The sequence below is a fragment of the Saccharopolyspora galaxeae genome (genome assembly GCF_016526145.1).
In the GTDB taxonomy this organism is placed as follows: domain Bacteria; phylum Actinomycetota; class Actinomycetes; order Mycobacteriales; family Pseudonocardiaceae; genus Saccharopolyspora_C; species Saccharopolyspora_C galaxeae.
Genome location: NZ_JADDUE010000007.1, coordinates 112,321 through 134,165 on the forward strand (window position 1 = coordinate 112,321; position 21,845 = coordinate 134,165).

The window sequence follows — 21,845 nt, forward strand, 5'->3', positions numbered from 1 at the left end:
CCTCACAGGGCTGGAGAAACGTCAGGGAGGCCGCCCGGCGATTCGCGCCCCGGAACGTCGCTGCTGGGATTCTTCCTGCGGTGGCCCCGCTTCTGTCCGCTATACCCGGCGCTGGTGGTAGGGGCGATGCTGGCCGTGCCGCCCGCTGCCGCCGATGCGTCGCAGCACCACGCGCAGTCGTCTTCGCAGGCTGAGCGTTGCCGGATCACCGATCCCGGCCTGGCCGAACTCTCCGGCCTGGCTTCGGACGGGCGCAGCTGGTACGCGGTCGCCGACAGCGGCAGTTCGCTGCGCGTGCCGGTGCTCAACCCCGCCGATTGCTCCGTGCGGGACGTGTGGACGTCCGCCACCGACCCGTACGACGTCGAGGACTTGGCGCTCGCTCCGGGCGGTGCGGTCTGGCTCGCAGATACCGGCGACAACCAACGCCGCCGCGAAACGGTCGCGCTGCACGTGCTGACGGGGAACGGCAACTCGGCGCTCTACCGGCTCTCCTATCCCGACGGACCGCACGACGCCGAGGCGCTGCTGCTGGACAAGTCCGGAATTCCCTATGTAGTTACCAAAGAGCCGCTCGGCATGGCGCAGATCTACCGCCCTGCCGCTCCCCTGCAAGAGGGGAAAACCGTTCCATGGGCGCCCGTCGGCACCGTCACGCTGCCCACCACCGACACACCCGGCGGCCCGATAGCGGGAGTCGGCACCAGATTGGTGACCGGTGGTTCGGTCAGCCCGGACGGCACGATGGTCGCGTTGCGGACCTACACCGAGGCGTACTTGTTCGAGGCCCCGGACGGCGACGTGGTTGCGGCTTTGCGGCGGCCACCGATCCGTATTCCGCTGCCGAACGAGGTGCAGGGTGAAGCCATCGCCTGGGAACCGGATGGCACATTGCTGTCGGCATCCGAAGGTCAGCAACCTGTGCGGGCGTTGTCCGGTGCGGCAGCGTTGCTGCGCCCCGAGCCCGCGCCCTCGCCGGGGCGTCCCGACGCCGGCGGAACCGACTCCGAGAACGGTGGAACCACTGCATCGGAAGAGCCGAGCGGGCCCGAGAAGAACAGCGGAGTCCCGATAGCACCTGCTGTGGTCGTGGCCCTCGGCCTGGCGGCGCTTTTGCTGTTCTTCCTGAGCCGGCTTCGCCGCCGATGAATCGCCGCTGTTTCCAAGACCGGGTTGCTACCGCCGCACACCGAGAACGGACGTGCCCGCCGCGCACGGTTCATGCGGTGCCGATGCACGGATCAAGCCCGCAAGCGGTTCTCAGAGTCGGCGCAGCACGGCGACCACCTTCCCCAACACCGTCGCGTCGTCACCCAGGATGGGCTGGTAAGCCTCGTTGTGCGGCATCAACCAGACGTGCTCGTCGGTGCGCTTGAAGGTCTTCACCGTCGCCTCGCCTTCGATCATCGCCGCGACGACGTCACCGTTGTCCGCGTCCGGCTGCTGCCGGACCGCTACCCAGTCCCCGTCGGTTATGGCCAGGTCGACCATGGAGTCGCCGACGACCTGCAGCAGGAACAACGCTCCTTCGCCGACGATCTCCTTCGGCAGCGGGAAGACGTCCTCCACCGACTCCTCGGCCAGGATCGGCCCGCCCGCTGCGATCCGGCCCACCACCGGGACGTACGCGGGTTTCGGCTGCCCGGCGAGATCGCCCTGCTCGGAATCGGCGACGAGCACGCCCACCGTGCGCGGCCGGTGCGGGTCGCGGCGCAGGTAGCCCTTCCGCTCCAGCACGCGCAGCTGGTAAGCGACCGACGAGGTCGACGTCAGGCCGACGGCGTCGCCGATCTCGCGCACGCTCGGTGGGTAGCCGTGCTCGCGCATCCATTCGCGGATCGCTTCGAGCACCTTGAGCTGTCGATCGCTCAGCTCCGCTGTGCCGGGTTGCTCGGGAACGGCGGGCTGTTCCTGGACGGTCTCGGCCGGTTCGCCGCGTCCGTGGAGTTCGGTCACCACTCCGCCTGCGCCGCCCTGCCCGTTGCCGTCGCGCACCTCGTCGCGGTCGCCGATCGATTCGGTCGTGTTGCTGACCACCACTGCCTCCTGCCCTCGTGAACGGGACTGCTCGTGACTCCGATTTCCACAGTAGACCGGGCAGCAGGGAAGATCAAACACCTGTTCGAGTTAATTTCGCCCCAGGTCTGGCGCTGTCGAGCACTGCTGGTACACAATCGCACGGAGGTTCGATCGAACAACCATTCGATCTTGATTGCGATCTGCCGTTGTGGGCCGCGGGCGGTCCCGGTGCAGGAGGTGCTCATGGTGACGGTGCTCGGTCCGGCGGCGCGGCCGCGGACGTCCGGTGGTGCGGTGTTGCGAACGCCTGCGCAGGAGGCCGCCGACCCGCCGGTGCCGGCGGAATCGATCGCCGCGGAGCCGGTGGGCGCGGTGTTCCGGTGGCGCCACGCGTTGGTCGAGTCCGCCTGGCTCGCCGGCGTCGGTCTCTGCGCCTTCGCGGTGGTCTTAGCGTTCGGCCTGCTCGCGGCCGAACCGGCGGAGCCGGTGCCGAATGCTACTGAACTGGTCTCCGTCGGCAGCGGCGACACGCTGCCCGGACTGGCTGCTCGCTTCGCGCCGGACAGCGATCAGGGTGCGGTGATCCGCCGCATCGTCGAGCTGAACCATCTCGACGCTGCTGAGCCTGCGACCGGGCGGAGTTTGATCGTGCCCGTCCGGCGCGGCTGAATCTTCGCGGGGCGGTCACCTGCTGTTCGCGCGCGCTGCTCCGTCCGGTATCACTCGTCCGGGGAGCACCGGGGCGGGTCGGTTTGCTTCCCGATGTGCGGCCGATTAGAGTTCGCCACAACATCTAGTAGTTACGCCGGTGTAGTTACTCCACAGCTTGTGCTCGAGGAGTACTCTGGTTCCCACGCACGGTGAGTGCGCCGGTTGCTGCGGAGGTGTGGCTGATGACGGCCGAAAGGGGGTGAGTCCGATGCGGTGCCCATTCTGCCGGGGCGATGACTCCCGGGTGATCGACTCGCGCGAGGTGGAGGAAGGGCAGGCGATCCGGCGCAGGCGCTCTTGCTCCGGTTGCGGTCGCCGGTTCACGACAGTGGAAGAACTAGTGCTGTCGGTGGTCAAGCGCTCTGGGGTTACCGAGCCGTTCAGCCGCGAAAAGGTCGTCCGGGGGGTGTTGCGCGCCTGCCAAGGGCGGCCGGTGCAGGAGGACGCGCTGCAGCAGCTCGCCCATCGGGTCGAGGACGCGGTCCGCTCGCGGGGCGTGTCGGAGTTGCCCAGCCACGAGGTGGGGTTGGCGATCCTGGGGCCGTTGCGCGAACTGGACGAGGTCGCGTACCTGCGGTTCGCCAGCGTCTACCGGGCCTTCTCCTCGGTAGCCGACTTCGAAAAGGAGATCGTCGATCTCCGCGCGGCCCGCGGCAGTGGGGACGGGGCGCGAACGGGGGAGAGCGGCAGTGGCTAAACCGAAGCGGCGATCGGCGCGGCGTGGGCCGGCGAACGCGGGTGGGACGCGACCGACCCGGACGGGGAGACCGGACGGCGGCGGGAATGCACGAGCGAGCAACAGGGAAGAGGGACAGGTCATGACAGAGACCGTGGACGGCCCGGTCGGTGCAACGGGGGAGCCGGAGACAGGTGCCCACACCGAGGGCATCCGGGTGCAGCGGGTCTACACCACCGAGGGGGTGCACCCCTACGACGAGGTTGCCTGGGAACGCCGCGACGTGGTGATGACCAACTGGCGGGACGGCTCGGTCAACTTCGAACAGCGCGGAGTCGAGTTCCCCGAGTTCTGGTCGCTGAACTCGGTCAACATCGTGACCAGCAAGTACTTCCGGGGGGCGCAGGGCACCGAGCAGCGTGAGCACAGCCTCAAGCAGCTCATCGACCGGGTCGTGAAGACGTACGTGCGCAGCGGCGTGCAGCACGGCTACTTCGCGACCGAGGTGGACGCGGAGATCTTCGAGCACGAGCTGACCTGGATGCTGCTGCACCAGGTGTTCAGCTTCAACTCGCCGGTGTGGTTCAACGTGGGCACCAGCTCGCGCCAGCAGGTCTCGGCCTGCTTCATCCTGTCCGTCGACGACACGATGGAGTCGATCCTCGACTGGTACAAGGAAGAGGGCCTGATCTTCAAGGGCGGCTCGGGGGCCGGCCTGAACCTCTCCCGCATCCGTTCGTCCAAGGAGCTGCTGTCCTCCGGCGGCACCGCCTCCGGGCCGGTGTCGTTCATGCGCGGCGCGGACGCTTCCGCGGGCACGATCAAGTCCGGTGGGGCCACCCGGCGTGCGGCGAAGATGGTCATCCTGGACGTCGACCACCCCGACGTCGAGGAGTTCATCGAGACCAAGTCCAAGGAGGAGCACAAGATCCGGGCGCTGCGCGACGCCGGGTTCGACGTGGACCTCGGGGGCGCGGACATGTCCTCGGTGCAGTACCAGAACGCGAACAACTCGGTCCGGGTCACCGACGAGTTCATGCGTGCGGTGGAAAGCGACGGTCGGTTCGGGCTGCGTGCCCGCACCGACGGCTCGGTCGTCGAAGACGTCCGCAGTCGTGACGTGTTCCGCAAGATGGCGCACGCCGCGTGGGAGAGCGCCGACCCGGGCATCCAGTACGACGGCACGATCCAGGACTGGCACACCGCGCCCGAGAGCGGCCGGATCTCGGCGTCGAACCCGTGCTCGGAGTACATGCACCTGGACAACTCCAGCTGCAACCTGGCTTCGCTGAACCTGATGAAGTTCTTGCGCGAGGACCTGACCTTCGACGCGGAGCTGTTCGAGAAGGCCGTCGAGTTCGTCATCACCGCGATGGACATCTCGATCGGTTTCGCGGACTTCCCGACCGAGTCGATCGGCGACACCACCCGCAAGTTCCGGCAGCTCGGCATCGGCTACGCGAACCTGGGCGCGCTGCTGATGGCCACCGGCCACGCCTACGACTCCGACGGCGGGCGAGCGCTGGCTGCGTCGATCACCTCGTTGATGACCGGTACCGCCTACAAGCGTTCCGCGGAGCTGGCCGGTGCGGTCGGACCGTACGAGGGCTACGCGCGCAACGCGGAGGCGCACCAGCGGGTGATGCGCAAGCACGCGGCGGCCAACGACCTTGTACGCACCTACCACCAGAACGACGTGGCGGTGCACAAGCTGGCGACGAAGGTGTGGCAGGACGGCCTGGCGATCGGCGCCCGGCACGGCTGGCGAAACGCCCAGGCGTCGCTGCTGGCTCCGACCGGCACGATCGGCCTGATGATGGACTGCGACACCACCGGGGTCGAGCCGGACCTGGCGCTGGTGAAGTTCAAGAAGCTGGTCGGCGGCGGCTCCATGCAGATCGTCAACCAGACGGTGCCGCGCGCGCTGAAGGCGCTGGGCTACCAGGAAGAGCAGATCGAGGCGATCGTCGAGTACATCGCCGAGCACGGCCACGTGATCGACGCCCCCGGGCTGCGCCCGGATCACTACGAGGTGTTCGACTGCGCCATGGGCCAGCGGGCGATCGCACCGATGGGGCACGTGCGGATGATGGCCGCGGTGCAGCCGTTCCTGTCCGGCGCCATCTCGAAGACGGTGAACATGCCGGAGCAGGCCAGCGTCGCCGATGTGGAGGAGATCTACTTCGAGGGCTGGCGGCTGGGCCTGAAGGCGCTGGCGATCTACCGGGACAACTGCAAGGTCGGCCAGCCCCTCTCGGCGGGCAAGGGCGAGCAGGGCGAGTCGGACAAGGCCGTCGAGAAGCAGATCGAGTACCGCCCGGTCCGCAAGCGGCTGCCGAAGAAGCGTCCGAGCCAGACCGTGTCGTTCACCGTCGGCGGTGCCGAGGGCTACCTGCACGCCGGGTCCTACCCGGACGACGGGCTCGGCGAGATCTTCGTCAAGCTCGGCAAGCAGGGCTCCACGTTGTCCGGCGTGATGGACGCCTTCTCGATGTCGATCTCGGTGGGTCTGCAGTACGGCATCCCGCTGGAGTTCTACATCTCGAAGTTCCAGAACCTGCGCTTCGAGCCGGCGGGCATGACCGATGACCCGGACGTGCGGATGGCCAGCAGCGTGCTGGACTACCTGTTCCGCAGGCTGGCGCTGGACTACCTGCCGTACGAGAAGCGGGCGCAGCTGGGCATCTTCACCAACGAGGAGCGCACGGCGCAGACTTCGGACTACGACTCGGAGCCGGGCGGTGGTTCGGTCGACCTGGACACGATGCGTTCCACCGTCGACTACCCGGCGGCGCAGGCGCAGGAACCCGCGCAGGAGGACGACCACCGCGCGGGCAGCTCGACCGAGCTGCTGGAGCTGCGCTTGGGCAAGGCCGCTGATGCGCCGCTGTGCATGACCTGCGGCACGAAGATGCGCCCGTCCGGGTCCTGCTACCTGTGCGAGGGCTGCGGCTCCACCTCCGGCTGCAGCTGAGGCCGGAATCGCAGCGTCCAACGCGAGATCGAGCACCGGCGCCGATACGTCCCGGTGCTGATGGGGGAGTCGGCCGTCGCGGCCGACTCCCCCATGCGCGTTTCGGCCCGTCGCGCGTTTCGGCATGATCAGCAGTCCGTGCAACAGCGCCGAGTGATCGGCATCGGCTGTTCGGGTGTAGTTCAGCTGTTCGCTCGCTGTCGGCCGCCGTCCTGCGATCTGCTGGTGCGCCGGTGTTCCGGCGTCGGGAGGGCGGATTGCGGTCTTTCGCAGTGGTGCTGTCGGGAGTCGTGCTGGCCGGTGGGCTCAGCGTGCCGAACGCTTCGGCCGCGGTGCCGACTCCGCCGGTGGAGGACGGTCCTGCCGCCTCGGTGCTGGAGAAGGGCCCGGTCAGCGTCCGCGCCGGCGGCCGAGATCGGTCCGAGGGAGTCGAGACGGCGCGCAACACCTCACCGGTAGCGCCCGGGCTGAGCCTGACGGAGTTCGAGCGCTATGGGCCGGACGGCTGGCTGCGCGGCGACGTGCTGACGGCCGAGCTCTCCGAACCCGGCTTGCGTCCCGAGTACTTGAGCCCTGGTAGTGCTTCGATGCGCAGCCCGCTGACCGAGCAAGCCGCGCGTTCGGGCGCTGTTGCCGGCGTCAACGGTGACTTCTTCGACATCGACGCCTCCGGTGCGCCGCTGGGTCCTGCCATGTCCGATGGTGAGCTGCTCAGCGCCCCCGAGGCCGGGAACAACGACGTCGCCGCAGTCGGCGGGCGGCAGCGCGCGGGGCGGCTGATGCAGCTCTTCCTCGAGGCGGAGCTGACTCGCGCGGACGGTGGGCGCACGCGGGTGACCGACTTGAACGTCCCGAAGGTCTCCGACGACGGCATTGCGCTGTACACGCCGCGTTGGGGCGACGCATCCCGCCGGTCCGCTGTGGACGGAGCGCACCGGGTGACCGAGGTGGAGGTCGCAGGTGACCAGGTCACGCGGGTGAGCCCTGCCCCGGCCGAAGGGCCGGTACCGCGCGGTTCGGTCCGTCTGCTCGGGGTGGGAGCCGGCGCCGATCAACTGGCGACCGTGCGCGTCGGCGAACGGGTGGGCGTGCACTACCGGCCCCGCACGTCGGGTGATGAACCGGATGTCGCCGTGGGCGGCAACAAGGTTCTGCTGCGCGACGGCGCGGTGCAGCAGGTCGACGACACCGCGCTGCACCCGCGGACCGCGGCCGGGTTCTCGGCCGATGGACAACGGATGTGGCTGGTCACGATCGATGGTCGGCAGGCCGCCAGCCGCGGGATGACCGAACTCGAACTCGCCGAGCAGTTGCGACGGCTCGGCGCGGACGACGCCATCAACCTGGATGGCGGGGGTTCGTCGACGCTGTTGGCGCGCCCGGAGGGCGGCAGCGCTCCGGGCGTTCGCAACTCGCCGTCGGAGGGCGAGTTGCGCCCGGTGCCCAATGGGCTCGGCTTCTCGACAGCACCCGGAAGCGGCCGGTTGCGCGGTTTCCGCGTGGAGCCCGGTGGTGGGCGGGTGTTGTCCGGGTTGAGCCGTCGCTTCGCTGCGCACGGGCACGACGAAACCGGTGCGCCGGTTCCCGCCGGTCCGGAGTGGTCGGTGACTCCGGGAAGAGGGCGGATCGACAACGGTGTCCTGCGGGGTGGGCTGCCCGGGACCGCGGAGGTGACCGCGCACAGTGCAGCCGCCTCCGGGTCCGCCGAATTGACGGTGTTGGGCCCGCCCGTGCGGCTGTCTCCGAGCGTCGGGCGTGTCCGGCTGGCCGGGGAAGGTGCTCGCGACCGGTTCCAGATTCTCGGGCACGATGCGGACGGCTTCGGAACGTGGGTGGAACCCGCCGACGTGCGCCTCGAATACGACTCGAATGCGGTGCGGATCGAGCCGGACCGGGACGGTTTCGCGGTGACTGCGCTGTCACCTTCGGCTTCTGCGGTGGTGACCGCGCGCGTCGGCGACAAGGTTACCCACTTGGGCGTGACGACGGGTGCGCAACCCCAGTCGCTGTCCACTATGGACGATGTCGGTGGGTGGCGGCCGAGCGGGTTCCCGCAGCCGGTAGGTGCTTCGCTGACGCAAGGCGAAGGCCGGGCGGGCACTCCTGGGCTGGCGTTGGACTACTCGCTGACCGGCAGTACCTCGACCAGGGCCGCCTACGTCAACGCCGAGTCGGCCTTGCCGCTGCCGGACGGCACGCAGCAGGTCGGCGTGTGGGTCAACGGTGACGGCCGGGGTGCGCGGCTGCGTGGCACGCTGCTCGATCCTGCGGGCGTTGCGACCACGGTGGACCTGACGGAGAAGGTCGACTGGACCGGTTGGCGGTACGTGCAGGCGCCGATTCCGGCCGGCGCGTCCGGACCGCTGCGCTTGCAGCGCTTGTACGCGGTCGAGACGGACGACGCCCGGCAGTACGGTGGGCGGTTGGTCTTCGACGACCTGACCGCTTCGGTCGCGCCCGAAGTGGACGTTCCGGTCACTCCCCAGCCGCAGGATCGTTCCGTCGTGCAGGACGGGACGTTGCGGCCGGCTCCGGGCGCTGCCCGGATCGCCGTGGTCAGCGATGCCCAGTTCACCGCGGACGACCCGGCGGGCCCGCTGGTCGAGCAGGCTCGCCGCGCGTTGCGGGAGGCGGTGGCGACTCGGCCGGATGCGCTGGTAATCAACGGTGACTTCGTCGATCGGGGCACTGCTGCCGACTTCGACCTGGCGCGGCGGCTCATCGACTCCGAGGTCGGTGATCGTGTCCCGTGGTTCTACGTGCCGGGCAACCACGAAGCGAACGGACCGGGCGATCTGCGCGAGTTCACCGCGGAATTCGGGGCACCGCAGCGGGTTGCCGACGTCGCCGGGACTCGGATGGTGTCGCTGGATTCCTCCTCCGGCGCGCTGCTCGGCGGCGGCTTCGAGCAAGTGCGGATGCTGCGTGCTGCGCTCGACCAAGCGCGGCGAGACCCACGGATTCGTTCGGTGGCGGTGTTTCTGCATCATCCGTTGGACGACCCGGGTGCCGGTGACGCTTCGCGGCTCGCGGACCCGAAGGAAGCTGCGCTGCTGAACCGCTGGCTCGCCGATTTCGAAGGTTCCTCCGGGAAATCGGCGGCATTGGTCGCCGCGCACGCAGGTACCTTCCATTCGTCCACAGTGGATGGCGTGTCGCTGGAAGTGAACGGAAATTCCGGCAAAGCCCCGGCGACCGCACCCGAGTCGGGCGGCTTCACCGGTTGGAGTCTGTTGCGAACGGGACCGCGCGGTGTGCGATGGGAAACGAAGCCGAACGTGGACCGGCTTGAGCTCGCTGCGCCCGCGAACGTCGAGGTCGGTGCTTCGGTGCCCACAACGGCCGAACTTTTCCAAGGTGATCGGGCCGTTCCGGTGCGGTACCCGGTGAGCGCCGATTGGCAGGGTAGCCCGGAAGTGTTCATCGGGCCGCCGGAGCAGGCATTTCCTGGAGCCGTGGCGGCGTTCGACCCGGACTCGGGACGGCTCACCGGGCTCCGGCCGGGACGTGGTGCACTCAGCGTGCACGTCAACGGGGCTAGGCAGGTAGCCGGATTCACTGTCACCCGTCGGTGAGTTTTCCGTTCTTGTTCGGCGATTCCGTCCACAGGGTCTCGATCCATCCACAGATCTCGGAATCGACCCTGCGCCGCATCCAGTTCGGGCACCGATGTTCTGGGCATGACCACTTCAACGCATTCCGTTCGGCTCGGCGACCCCGCGGACGTGCTGGCCGCCGTGCCGCACCTGCTCGGTTTCACCCCTTCCCAGTCGCTGGTGCTGGTAGCGCTGCACGAAACGAGCGACACCTCGGCCGCCTGCGGCGTCACGCTGCGAATCGACCTGCCGGAATCGGAGAACCACTCCGCGCTGGCCGAATACTTGGTGAAAGGGCCGTTGGCCAGGCAGGACGCGACCGCGGTCCTGCTGGTGATCGTCGGTACCGACGGCCGGGAACCGGACGACGCGGACGGGCAACCGGGAGCCGCGCCGCCGACGGATCACGCGGCGGGCGAGGCCGGGTCGCTGCCGTACAGCGGCCTGGCCGGGGTCCTGGCAGGAGCCTTCCGCGAGGCCGGGTTCTCGATCTGGCACCTGCTGTGGACGCCGCGGTTGCGGGCGGGCGGATCGTGGCAGTGCTACGACGACCCGACCTGCGGCGGCAAGATTCCCGACCCGAAAAGCTCGGCCATGGGCGCTGCGCTGGCCGCGTCCGGCGCGGTCACGTTCGAGAGCAGAAGCGAGTTGGAGCGGCTCGTCGCGCCGGAATCCGAGGAGTTGTCGGCGCGCTGGTCGGCGAAGCTCAACGAGCTGATCGAGGAATCCGCGCGGGAACCCGCCGGAGCTCGCAAGGACGTCGAGCTCGTACTCGGCGCGGTCGCCCGCACAGCGGCGAACGAGGCACTCACCGAGCTTGATCAGCTCCGGGTGCTGCTGGCGTTGTCCGACAGCCGCGTCCGCGACCTGTGCTTGAGCGCGGCGCTCGGGGACAACGCGATGGCCGCCGAGCAGCTCTGGCTGACCTTGGTGCGCAAAGCTCCCGCTCCCGAGGTCGCGGAGGTGGCCGCCATGCTGGCCTTCTCGGCGTACCTGCGCGGGGAGGGCGCGCTTGCCGGTGTCGCACTGGAACGCATCGAGTCCTGCAGGCCTGAGCACCCGTTGGGTTGCTTGCTGCGGGGTGCGTTGGACGCCGGGGTGCCGCCGAAGCACTTGGAGTCGCTCACCCGGGACGCTATCCAGGACGCCAAGCTCACGATCGACGAGGACGAACTCTCATGAGCCGCTACCACCACGGCGGCGTCGGGTGCCGGCCCGACCGAGCCGGGATCGGGCCGATCCGCTCAGCCCGCGTTCCGACCGCGGGCGAACTCCCACGCGTCCCGCACGATCACGCCCAGATCCGCGTGCTTCGGCTGCCAGGAGAGTTCGCTGCGGGCGCGGTCGCTGGAAGCCACCAGCGTCGCGGGATCACCCGCCCGGCGCGGCGCCACCGCCGCCGGGATCGGGTGGCCGGTCACCTCCCGGCAGGTCTCGACCACCTGCTGCACCGAGAAGCCCGTCCCGTTGCCCAGGTTGTAGACCCGGTGCTCTCCCGGGCGGGTGTGCTCCAGCGCGAGCAGGTGCGCGTCGGCCAGGTCGGTGACGTGGATGTAGTCGCGGACGCAGGTGCCGTCCGCGGTCGGCCAGTCGTCGCCGAACATCTGGACCTGCTCGCGCAGGCTGAGCGCGACCTGCAGCACGATGGGAATCAGGTGCGTCTCGGTGGTGTGCCGCTCGCCGAACGCGCCATGGGCGCCTGCGACGTTGAAGTAGCGCAGGCTCGTCGCGCCCAGCCCGTGCGCGGTGGCGTACGAGCTGATGGCGTGGTCGATCGCCAGTTTCGTCGCCCCGTAGGTATTCGTGGGGCGGGTTGGCGCGTCCTCCGGGATCGGCACGCTTTCCGGCTCGCCGTAGGTCGCAGCGGTGGAGGAGAAAACCAGCCGCGGAGTGCCGTGTTCGCGGATCGCTTCCAGCAGTCGCAACGAGGTGACCACGTTGCCCTGCCAGTATTTGTCCGGATCCTGCATCGACTCGCCGACCAGCGACTTCGCCGCGAAGTGCAGAACCCCGTCGTAGCCGTCGGCGAGCAGCTGCCCGGCGGTGTCGGCGAGGTCGGCCTGCACGAACTCGGCGCCGGCGGGCACCGCGTCCGCGTGCCCGGTGGAGAGGTCGTCCACCACGGTCACGTCGTGGCCGTTCTCCAGCAGCCGGGCGGCGCACACGCTGCCTACGTATCCCGCACCACCGGTGACGAGGAGCTTCACGGGGTTTCTGCCTTTCCGACGAAGGTGAACTCGCCCCGCCTGCCGCGGGGCGGGCGGGAGCGGGCGAGGCTACCGGTCGTGGCCGGCGCCGGCCGCCGGGGTCGCGGTGAACAACCGGGGCCTCTGCAACCGGTGCTCGGCGAAGGAGTCCAACACGGACTGGCCGATTCGCTCCCGCTCGGTGGCAGCTACCAGCGCGATCGCGGATCCGCCGAATCCCCCGCCGGTCATTCGCGCTCCCAAGGCACCGGCGTTCAGCGCGGCGTCCACTGCGATGTCCAGTTCCGGGCAGGAGATCCGGTAGTCGTCGCGCATGCTCACGTGCGATGCGGTCAGCAGCGGCCCGATGGCGGCCAGGTTTCCGGCCTTGAGCTCGGTGACGGTTGCCAGCACCCGGTCGTTTTCGGTGACCACGTGCCGTACCAGCGGCCGCAGCTGCTCGGGAAGACCGGGCAGGGTGTCGTCCAGCTCGCCGGAGGAGACGTCGCGCAGTGCTTTGACGTCGAGCAATTCCGCAGCGCGCTCGCAGCCTCGCCTGCGCTCGCCATAGCCCGAGTCGCTGTGCGAATGCTTCGCACGCGTGTCGATCACGAGCAGTTCCAAGCCGGCCGAATCGGTGTCGAACGGGATCTGCGTGGTCTCCCCGGAACGAACGTCGAAGAACAGCGCGTGCGCTTCGGTGCAGGACAACGACGCGGTCTGGTCCAGCAGGCCGGTGGGGGCGCCGACGAAGTCGTTCTCCGAGATCTGCACCCACCGGGCGATCTCGGCTGTCGACGGGGAGCCCGGCGCCCCGGCGGGCCGACCGGCGATGTCGAGCAGCGCCAGCGCTACGGCGCATTCCAGAGCGTGCGAAGAGGACAGTCCGGCGCCCGCGGGCACGTCACCGGCGATGACCAGGTCCGCACCGGGAACGTCGATGCCTTGGCCGTGCAGCGCGTATGCGACGCCGGCGGGGTAAGCGGCCCAGCCCGCCGGCGAGCCGGGAGCGAGGTCGGGCACGCGCATCGGCCCGGCGCGGTGCAGCACACCGTCGTCACCCAGCGAGGCGACCGACAGCGCGCCGTCGGAACGCGCCGACGCTGCGACCGCGATCCGGTGCGGCAGCGCGATGGGCAGCACGAAGCCGTCGTTGTAGTCGGTGTGCTCACCGATCAGGTTGACCCGGCCCGGTGCCGACCAGACCCGTTCCGGGGCGCGTCCGTGCTCGCCGCCGAAGGCGTCGGCGGCGTGTTCGGCCGGGCTCACCTGGCGCGGACCAGGACGGCGTGCGCGATGCCCGGAGTCAGCTTGGTGCCGCCCTTGGCGCCCTTGACCTCGATCGGCTTGTTCACGCCGGTGACCGGCACGATCTCGATCTCGTGCGAAGGCATCAGCCCGACCTCCTTGAGCTCGCTCATCAGGTCGGGGTCGAGCTGCACGTGCTCGGCGATGCGGCACACCAGCGCCCGCCCGCCACCGCGGCGGGCGATCTCGTCGACGCGCTGCAGATCGGTTTCGGCGGACGGTGCCGACACGGCCATGCCGAGTTCGTCGAGGCCGGGGATGGGGTTGCCGTACGGGGAGGTCGCCGGGTTGCCGAGCAGGGTGACGAGCTTGCGTTCCACCGCCTCGCTCATCACGTGCTCCCAGCGGCACGCCTCGTCGTGCACGTGTTCCCATTCCAGGCCGATGACGTCCACCAGCAGGCGTTCGGCCAGGCGGTGCTTGCGCATCACGCGGATCGCCCGGCTCCGCCCGGCTTCGGTGAGCTCGAGGTGCCGGTCCTCGGCGACGGCGAGCAACCCGTCGCGTTCCATGCGCGCCACGGTCTGGCTCACCGTCGGCCCGCTCTGCTCCAGGCGTTCGGCGATCCGGGCGCGCAGTGGGACGACCCCTTCCTCTTCGAGGTCGTAGATGGTGCGAAGGTACATCTCGGTGGTATCGATGAGATCGTTCACGCTGGCTCCCCGTTGCAGTCCCACCACGATTCTAGTCCCGTGGCACTACCGCGGGTCGGTGGCTTCGGGTCGGCCGTTTCTGCTGTTCGACTGGTTCTTCTGCGCAGCTGTCCGCATTCGGATTGAGGGAGCCGCATGCACCCGTTGATCACCGTCGACGAGCTCGCCGCGAGGCTGGGCGAGCCCGGCGGCCCGGTAGTGCTCGACGTCCGCTGGAGTCTGCTCGGGCCGCCCGGCAGGCAGGACTACGAGCGCGGCCACCTACCCGGCGCGGTCTTCGTCGACCTCGACACCGAGCTGGCCGCGCCACCGGGACCGGGCGGCAGGCACCCGTTGCCCGGAGCCGGGGAACTGCAACGGGTGTTGCGACGCGCCGGTGTGCGGTCCGATCGCACCGTGGTCGCCTACGACGCGAACGACGGTTCCGCGGCCGCGCGGGCGTGGTGGTTGCTGCGTTGGGCCGGTCACCGGGACGTGCGGGTGCTCGACGGTGGCTACGACGCCTGGGTCGAGCAGGGCGAGCCCGTGACCACCGAGGTGCCCGAGCCGACGGAGACCGGTTTCGATGTCGTACCGGGGTCGATGCCGGTGGTCGACGAGCAGGGTGCCGCGTGGCTCGCGCGCGAGGGGAGGTTGCTCGACGCCCGCGCACCGCAGCGGTACCGAGGAGAGACCGAACCGGTCGATCCGCGTGCCGGGCACATCCCGGGCGCGGTGAACGTGCCGTTCGCGCACAACGTGACCGCCGGAGGGAGGTGGAAATCCCCGGCGGAATTGGCTGAGCGGTTCCGGAACTCCGGGGTGGACGCGGACTCGGCGGTAGGTGTCTATTGCGGTTCCGGCGTGACCGCCTGCTCGAATCTGCTCGCGCTGGAACACGCGGGGCTGAGCGGACCTGACAACCCCGCTGCGCTGTACTCGGGTTCCTGGTCGCACTGGTCAGCCGACCCGGAGCGGCCCGCAGCGACCGGTCCGGAGCCGGGCTGAGCGGCTACCCGAACCGGTCGTCGCAACGAGCGGCGGCGCCGAGGGCCGCGGTAGTGCGCAGTGCAGGGACACCGGAGATCGCTTGTGCCCTTCGCCACTGTGGGGCCGCACACACGGCAGGTAGCGTCGGCCGCCATGGGCAACGACTGCGCGGTGGTCTGGGACGACTCGGTCCTGGACTACGACCTCGGCGGGCAGCACCCGCTGCATCCCGTCCGGCTCGACCTGACGATGCGGCTGGCGCGCGAACTCGGCGTGCTCGACGGGGTCGAGCCCCTGCGACCGCGTCCTGCCACGGACGAGGAGTTGCAACGCGTGCACCGGCCGGACTACTTGGCGGCGGTGCGGTCCGCTCCGACCTCGGGTTGGGACGTCGGACACGGGCTGGGTACCGACGACAACCCGATCTTCGATCGGATGCACGAGGCCGCGGCGCTCATCGCGGGCGGTTCGCTGACCGCTGCCGAGCAGGTCGTCTCCGGCAAGGTCGATCGTGCGGTGAGCATCTCCGGCGGGCTGCACCACGCGATGGCCGAGCGGGCTGCGGGGTTCTGCGTCTACAACGACTGCTCGGTGGCCATCGCCGGAATGCTCGAGATGGGGGTGGAACGGGTCGCCTACATCGACGTCGACGTCCATCACGGCGATGGTGTGCAGGCCGCGTTCTACGACGACCCGAGGGTGTTGACCGTGTCGATGCACCAGCACCCGGTCACGCTGTGGCCGGGCACCGGGTTCCCCAGCGAGACCGGCGGTGCGGGTGCCGAAGGCACGGCGGTGAACATCCCGCTGCCGCCGGGCACGGACGACGCCGGTTGGCAACGCGCTTTCCACGCGGTGGTTCCTTCCGTGCTCGAAGCGTTCCGCCCGCAGGTGCTGGTGACGCAGTGCGGTGCCGACGCGCACCGGGAAGACCCGTTGGCCGATCTGTCGATGTCCGTGGACGGTCAGCGCGCGACCTATCGCAGCCTGCGTGACTACGCCGAGCGTTATGCGGGCGGCAAGTGGGTGGCGTTGGGCGGCGGCGGGTATTCGCTGTACCGCGTCGTGCCCCGCGCGTGGACGCACCTGCTGGCCACCGTCCTGGACAGGGACCTCGATCCGGCCACGACGTTGCCGCAGGACTGGCTGGCGCACGCGCTGCGGGTTGCCGGGAACGTACCGCTGCCGACGACGTTGACCGACAACGTGGATCCGTCGTTCGCGCCGTGGAGCGGTATCACCGACACCACGGTGGACACCGCGATCCGGGACACCCGGCACGAGGTGTTCCCGTTGCACGGTTTGAGTCCTGCGGATGTCCGGGACTGAGTCGGCCTTACCTACCTGGTTGGTGTCGACGGTGGTGGCGAGGGACCGCTCACCAGGACGGCTGGAAGGGTGATCGTTGGATGGGCAGCGGCCCGACGGAGCAGGACCCGGCCGATGCCGGGCAGGTGCAAGGACCGGTCAGCGCTGCCGGGATCCCGCCCGGGGACGCATTCTCCGGTGCGCAAGCGCGGTCGGACGCGCAGCAGGAATATCCGCGGCATTGGGAAGCCGACGTGGTCCTGTCCGACGGCGGCACCGTGCATCTTCGTCCGATCATCCCGGCCGATGCCGACCAGCTGGTCTCCTTCCACGGCAGGCTAAGCGACCGGACCCGCTACTTCCGCTACTTCGGCCCGTACCCGCGGATGCCCAAGCGCGATGTGGAGCGCTTCAGCAACGTCGACTACGCCAACCGGGTCGCCTTCGTGGCGCTGCTCGGCGACGACATCGTCGCGGTGGGGCGGTTCGACCGGCTCGGCGAGCGGGACTCGGCCGAGGTGGCCTTCGTCGTGCAGGACGAGCACCAGGGCCGCGGGTTGGGGTCGATCTTGCTCGAACACCTGGCGGCGGCCGCGCGGGATTGCGGGTTGCGGCGGTTCGTCGCCGAAGTGCTCGCGGAGAACTCGGCCATGGTGCGGGTCTTCCGCGACGCCGGTTACCAGGTCCGGCGCGCGATGGAGGAAGGCGTCGTGCACCTGGAGTTCGACATCGACCCCACCGAGGAGTCGCTGGCGGTGGCCCGCGCCCGCGAGCAGGCCGCCGAAGCCCGCAGCGTGCACAACCTGCTGCATCCGCGTTCGGTAGCGGTGATCGGCGCCTCCACCGACCATCGCAAGATCGGGCACGCGGTGCTGGTCAACCTGCTCACCGCGGACTTCGCCGGCCCGGTGTACCCGGTGAATTCGGAGCACCGCTCGGTGCGCGGCGTGCGCGCCTACGCGTCGGTGCTCGACATCCCGGACGACGTGGATCTCGCGGTGGTGGCGATCCCCGCGCCCGGCATCGACGAGGTGCTCGACGCCTGCCTGGCCAAAGGCGTGAAAGCGCTGGTGATCGTGAGTTCCGGGTTCAGCGAATCCGGCCCGGACGGCCGCGAGATCGAGCGCCGCATGGTGCGTTCCGCCCGCGTGCACGGGATGCGCGTGGTCGGGCCGAACGCGCTCGGCGTGGTCAACACCGACCAGGGCAACCGGCTCAACGCGACGCTCGCGCCGCGACTGCCGGGAAGCGGCCGGACCGGGTTCTTCTGCCAGTCCGGTGCGCTGGGCGTGGCGATCCTGGCGACGGCGACCGAACGCGGCCTCGGGCTGTCCACGTTCGTTTCGGCGGGCAACCGGGCCGACGTGTCCGGCAACGACATGCTCCAGTACTGGCAGACCGACCCGGCCACGGACGTGGTGCTGCTGTACCTCGAGTCGTTCGGCAATCCGCGGAAGTTCGCCCGGCTGGCTCGGCGACTGGCGCGCAGCAAGCCGATCGTGGTGGTCAAGTCGGGCCGCAACGCGGTTCGCGCCGGGCTGGCCGCCACTTCGGTGCAGGTCGACGAGACCAGCGTGCAGACCTTGTTCGAGCAAGCCGGGGTGATCCGGGTCGAGTCGGTGGCGCAGATGTTCGACACCGCGCTGCTGCTGGCGCACCAGCCGTTGCCCGCGGGGGAGCGCATCGCGGTCGTCGGCAACTCCTCGGCGCTGGGCATGTTGGCCGCGGATGTCGCGCAGGCCGAGGGGTTGCGGTTGTCCTGCGAACCGGTCGACGTGGGTGCCGCTGCCGAGCCGGAGGAGTTCGCGGCCGCCGTTCGCGAGGCCGCGTTGCGGGACGACGTGGACGCCTTGGTTGCGGTGTTCGCTCCGCCGGTCGCGGTGCCCGGCACCGCCTACGCGCGCGCGTTGCGAGAAGCGCTGCAGGAAGCGGGTACGACCGCGACCAAGCCGGTCGTCACCACGTTCCTCGCCGCCGAGGGGGTGCCGGACGAGCTCGCGGTTCCCGGCTCGGACGGTTCCGCGGCGTGGGGTTCGATCCCGTCCTACCCGAGCCCGGAGCGGGCGGTGCTCTCGCTGGCGCGCGCCACCCGCTATGCGCGCTGGCGGGCCGCTCCGCAGGGCCATTTCGTACGGCCCGAGGGCATCGCCGAGGATCGCGCGCGGGATGTGGTCGAGCGGTTGCTGACCGACGGCGAGCATCGGCTCACCGACGACGAGGCGGTGGAGCTGCTCGGCTGCTACGGCATCGAGCTGGTCCCGTTCCGTCGAGTGCGCGGTGCGGACGAGGCCGCAGCGGCCGCCGATGAACTCGGTTACCCGGTGGCGGTGAAGTCGGCGGGCGAACACCTGCGGCATCGCAGCGACCTCGTGGGCGTGCGGCTGGACCTGATCAACGCGGAGGCCGTGCGTGCAGCCTGCCAGGACCTCGCGCGAATGTCCGAAGTGGACGATGTCTACGTGCAGCGGATGGCGGATCGCGGCAATTCCTGCGTGATCGATCTGATGGACGACCCGTCGTTCGGCACGTTGGTCTCCTTCGGACTGTCCGGTGTGGCCAGTGAACTGCTCGGGGACAAGGCTTACCGGGCGGTGCCGATGACCGATGCGGACGTCGCTGCGCTGGTCCGGGCGCCACGGGCTGCTCCGCTGCTGGCCGGTTACCGCGGGGATGAGCCGGCGGACCTCGCGGCCGTGGAGGACCTGGTGTTGCGGGTCGCGACGCTGGTGGAGGACCTGCCGGAGGTCTGCGAGCTGACCTTGCAGCCGGTGCTTGCCTCGGCCCGTGGCGCGCAGGTGACCGGTGCGCGGGTGTCGGTGCGCCGCTCGTCGGCCGCGCCGGACACCGGCCCGCGCCGGCTCCGTTGAGAGCGACCTCCACTACGAGACCGACGCGTTCCGGTTATGGTGTGCCGGTCGATGAAGGGAGATCCGCCGTGCACGACCTGGAACTCGTGGAGCTGGGCACCGTCGAGGCCGGCGAACATCAGCTGACGATCCGCGCGCACCGCGGCGCGGATCCCGCTTCGCCGGTGATGATCGTGCTGCCCGCGATGGGTGTGCCCGCCCGCTACTACCAGCCGTTCCTGCGCTCGCTGGCCGCCCGCGGCCGGACGGTGGTCAGCTTCGACCTGCGCGGGCAGGGGGAGGCGCTGCCCCGCGCGCGGCGCGGCACCCGCTTCGGGTACCAGGACCTGATCGACGACACCGGCGCCGTCGTGGACCTCGTCGCGCGCAACTTCCCGCAGGCGCCGCGTTTCCTGCTCGGTCACAGCCTCGGCGGGCAGGTCGCGCTGCTGTACTCCGCGAGCCATCCGGATCGGGTGAGCGGCGTGACGCTGCTGGGTTCCGGTTCGGTGTGGTTCCGCAGCTTCCAGGGCAGCCGCGCGTGGAAGAACCTGGCCGGCACGCAGGTGGTCGCCGCGTTGTCCGCGGTGCTGGGCTGCTGGCCGGGCGAGCGGCTCGGCTTCGGCGGCAGGCAGCCGGCCGGGGTGATGCGCGACTGGGCCAGGCAGGGACGTTCCGGCCGCTACCGCCTCGGTGGCTCGGACACCGACTACGAAGCCGCGCTGGCCGCATCGGACGTTCCGCTGCTGACGGTCACCATGGACGGTGACGAACTCGCCCCGGAGTCCTCAGTGGACCACTTGGCGGGCAAGGCCGCGCGGTCCGCGCGCACCAGGCGGCACTACTCGTGCGAGATCGCGGGCGCGGCGAAGCTGGGGCACTACGCCTGGGTGCACAACAGCGACGAACTGGCCCGCTGGATCGGGGAGTGGGCGGCGGCCGCCGCTGTCGAGCCGGCGGCCGAAAGCGGCTGACCGGCGGGACTGCTCGACCTGCGGATGCGTTGATCATGGGTCGTGGTCCACAGTGCGCGTCCGGAGAATCCGATTTCCGAGCAACCTCGATGCGGCCCGGTCCCGTCTTCGGGGCATGAGACCGCTACACACCACAGTGGGCGCAGGCGCCCTGCTTCTAGCGCTTTCCGCCTGCGCCGGACAGCAAGGAGACGTCGGTTTCGGTGGGCAGCCGCCCGCACCGCAGGAACCTCCGGCACCGGTGCAGCCGAAACCTCAGCAAGAACGCACACCGGTACCGGCGAACCTGATCAAGGCCAACATACCCGGGCAGTCCGGAACGCCGCGGGTGTGGACCCAGGACGGTGGCAACGTCGTCGTCACCACCGGTCAAGAAGGCGGCTGCAGCAAGGTGCACGCCGAGGTCGCCGACCAGAACGCCCAGCAGGTGAAGGTCCTGCTGGTCAACGAGACCCCGGAACCGCCGGGGATCTGCACGATGGACCTGCGCCACCCGCCGGTCGCGGTCCAACTGGACCAGCCGCTGGACCAGCGCACCGTGGTGCTGGAAGAGCGCGACGTGCAGGTACCGCGCCGCTGACGTGCGGACCTGCGCGCCGCAGGCACTTCTCCCGCAGGAGGTGGGGCTCCTGCGGGAGAAGTGCGTTCGCGCGTGAGTGGTGTGTAGCGAGGGCCGGGAGGTGCCGGACGGGCGCCTCCCGGCCCGTCTCATCGCGCGAACGACTCCTGCGGGCCGGGAATCGCGCGAACAAGCCCGCCGACCACGCCGAACGCACTGCTGAACCGCTGTGCCGGGTCGGGTCTGTCGCCGGTCCTGCCCACCTGCGACGCTGTTCGTCGGAGACGATCGATGGGAGGGACTCGGGTGTCCATGACGGATCCGGCGGTGGGCGCGCTCGACGGGCTGGTGAACCTGCGGGACCTCGGCGGCGTCCCCGCCGAGGACGGCGTGCTCACACGTTCGGGAGTGGTGCTGCGCAGCGACGCACCCAGGAACGGCGACCGCGCGCCGGAGGAGCACGCGTGGCCACCGCGAGTGGTGCTCGACCTGCGTGATGCCGCCGAACTCAACGGGGTCGCGCACCCGCTCGCCGCGGAGGCGCAGGTGCACCAGATCGAGCTGCTGGCGGGCATCCACTCGGCGGAGGTGAACCATCCGCTGCCGGTGCTCTACGAGTTGATGCTGGACAAGGCCGCGCACAAGCTGGTGCGGGTGTTCCGGCTCGCGCTGGAAGCGGACGGGCCGGTGCTGGTGCACTGCGCCGCGGGCAAGGACCGCACCGGGGTCGTCTCGGCGATGCTGCTCAGCGCGGTGGGCGTGCGCCGGGACGCGATCATCGCGGATTACGTGCGGACCGATCGGAACATGTTCCGCGTGCTGCAACGCCTGGAGATGGCGCCCGCGTTGCCGCCCGGGGTCACCGAGGAGGACGTGCGGGACCTGATCTCCACGCCGGTGGAGGCCATCGAAGGTGTGCTGTCGCGGTTCGAGGAGCACGAAGGTGCCGCGGCGGGCTGGCTGGCCGAGCACGGGGTCACCGAGGACGAGTTGTCGCGCTGGCGGCGGCGCTTCCTGGACGAGACGGGCGCTGAATCCTGAGTCCGGCCAGCGCTGTGTGCGGCTA

General features: G+C 69.9%; 16 protein-coding genes. 12 read left to right on the plus strand and 4 right to left on the minus strand.

Features of this window, described 5'->3' with window-relative positions; genetic code table 11:
• Nucleotides 1-114: 114 nt before the first annotated feature.
• A complete protein-coding gene (locus INP57_RS17185; protein WP_307850129.1) occupies nucleotides 115-1,149 on the plus strand; it encodes an SdiA-regulated/phytase-like domain-containing protein in 1,035 nt (344 codons plus the stop codon).
• Between the two features lie 111 nt (nucleotides 1,150-1,260).
• Here the strand turns inward: INP57_RS17185 and lexA are convergent, their stop codons facing one another.
• A complete protein-coding gene (gene lexA / locus INP57_RS17190) occupies nucleotides 1,261-1,956 on the minus strand; it encodes a transcriptional repressor LexA (protein ID WP_200071506.1) in 696 nt (231 codons plus the stop codon).
• 306 nt (nucleotides 1,957-2,262) lie between these two features.
• Between lexA and INP57_RS17195 the strand changes: the two genes are divergently transcribed.
• The 5 genes from INP57_RS17195 (at nucleotide 2,263) to INP57_RS17215 (ending at nucleotide 11,158) form a co-directional block, all read left to right on the plus strand.
• Nucleotides 2,263-2,688, plus strand: a complete 426-nt coding sequence (locus INP57_RS17195; protein WP_200071260.1) for a LysM peptidoglycan-binding domain-containing protein — start codon at nucleotides 2,263-2,265, stop codon at nucleotides 2,686-2,688.
• Between the two features lie 250 nt (nucleotides 2,689-2,938).
• Nucleotides 2,939-3,427, plus strand: a complete 489-nt coding sequence (gene nrdR, locus INP57_RS17200; protein ID WP_200071261.1) for a transcriptional regulator NrdR — start codon at nucleotides 2,939-2,941, stop codon at nucleotides 3,425-3,427.
• 121 nt (nucleotides 3,428-3,548) lie between these two features.
• Nucleotides 3,549-6,380 carry a vitamin B12-dependent ribonucleotide reductase gene (locus INP57_RS17205; RefSeq protein ID WP_200071262.1) on the plus strand — a complete coding sequence of 944 codons (2,832 nt, stop codon included), beginning with the start codon at nucleotides 3,549-3,551 and terminating at the stop codon, nucleotides 6,378-6,380.
• A gap of 257 nt (nucleotides 6,381-6,637) precedes the next feature.
• On the plus strand, nucleotides 6,638-9,955 hold the full coding sequence (locus INP57_RS17210; protein WP_200071263.1) for a phosphodiester glycosidase family protein: 3,318 nt from the start codon (nucleotides 6,638-6,640) through the stop codon (nucleotides 9,953-9,955).
• Nucleotides 9,956-10,060: 105 nt separating this feature from the next.
• The gene (locus INP57_RS17215) at nucleotides 10,061-11,158 is read left to right on the plus strand and encodes a DUF4192 domain-containing protein (protein ID WP_200071264.1); all 1,098 of its coding nucleotides are present in this window, start codon (nucleotides 10,061-10,063) and stop codon (nucleotides 11,156-11,158) included.
• A gap of 62 nt (nucleotides 11,159-11,220) precedes the next feature.
• On the opposite strand, the gene galE is transcribed toward INP57_RS17215, so the two are convergent.
• From galE to INP57_RS17230, 3 genes are all read right to left on the minus strand, one after another.
• Entirely contained in the window at nucleotides 11,221-12,183 is a 963-nt protein-coding gene (gene galE, locus INP57_RS17220) for a UDP-glucose 4-epimerase GalE (protein WP_200071265.1), read from the minus strand.
• 69 nt (nucleotides 12,184-12,252) lie between these two features.
• Nucleotides 12,253-13,431 (minus strand): galactokinase, encoded by a 1,179-nt coding sequence (galK, locus tag INP57_RS17225; RefSeq protein WP_200071266.1) that lies wholly within the window; start codon nucleotides 13,429-13,431, stop codon nucleotides 12,253-12,255.
• The gene (locus INP57_RS17230) at nucleotides 13,428-14,123 is read right to left on the minus strand and encodes an iron-dependent transcriptional repressor DtxR (RefSeq protein WP_200071267.1); all 696 of its coding nucleotides are present in this window, start codon (nucleotides 14,121-14,123) and stop codon (nucleotides 13,428-13,430) included. Before INP57_RS17230 ends, galK begins: the two co-directional genes overlap by 4 nt.
• A gap of 135 nt (nucleotides 14,124-14,258) precedes the next feature.
• Between INP57_RS17230 and INP57_RS17235 the strand changes: the two genes are divergently transcribed.
• The 6 genes from INP57_RS17235 (at nucleotide 14,259) to INP57_RS17260 (ending at nucleotide 21,820) form a co-directional block, all read left to right on the plus strand.
• Nucleotides 14,259-15,110 (plus strand): sulfurtransferase, encoded by an 852-nt coding sequence (locus INP57_RS17235; protein WP_200071268.1) that lies wholly within the window; start codon nucleotides 14,259-14,261, stop codon nucleotides 15,108-15,110.
• 135 nt (nucleotides 15,111-15,245) lie between these two features.
• A complete protein-coding gene (locus INP57_RS17240; RefSeq protein WP_200071269.1) occupies nucleotides 15,246-16,421 on the plus strand; it encodes an acetoin utilization protein AcuC in 1,176 nt (391 codons plus the stop codon).
• An 80-nt stretch (nucleotides 16,422-16,501) separates the two neighbouring features.
• Complete coding sequence (locus INP57_RS17245; RefSeq protein ID WP_200071270.1) at nucleotides 16,502-19,267, plus strand: bifunctional acetate--CoA ligase family protein/GNAT family N-acetyltransferase; 2,766 nt, start codon at nucleotides 16,502-16,504, stop codon at nucleotides 19,265-19,267.
• A gap of 68 nt (nucleotides 19,268-19,335) precedes the next feature.
• A complete protein-coding gene (locus INP57_RS17250; protein WP_307850131.1) occupies nucleotides 19,336-20,220 on the plus strand; it encodes an alpha/beta hydrolase family protein in 885 nt (294 codons plus the stop codon).
• Nucleotides 20,221-20,461: 241 nt separating this feature from the next.
• Complete coding sequence (locus INP57_RS17255; protein ID WP_295150985.1) at nucleotides 20,462-20,800, plus strand: hypothetical protein; 339 nt, start codon at nucleotides 20,462-20,464, stop codon at nucleotides 20,798-20,800.
• A 291-nt stretch (nucleotides 20,801-21,091) separates the two neighbouring features.
• The gene (locus INP57_RS17260) at nucleotides 21,092-21,820 is read left to right on the plus strand and encodes a tyrosine-protein phosphatase (protein ID WP_200071509.1); all 729 of its coding nucleotides are present in this window, start codon (nucleotides 21,092-21,094) and stop codon (nucleotides 21,818-21,820) included.
• Nucleotides 21,821-21,845 lie beyond the last annotated feature (25 nt).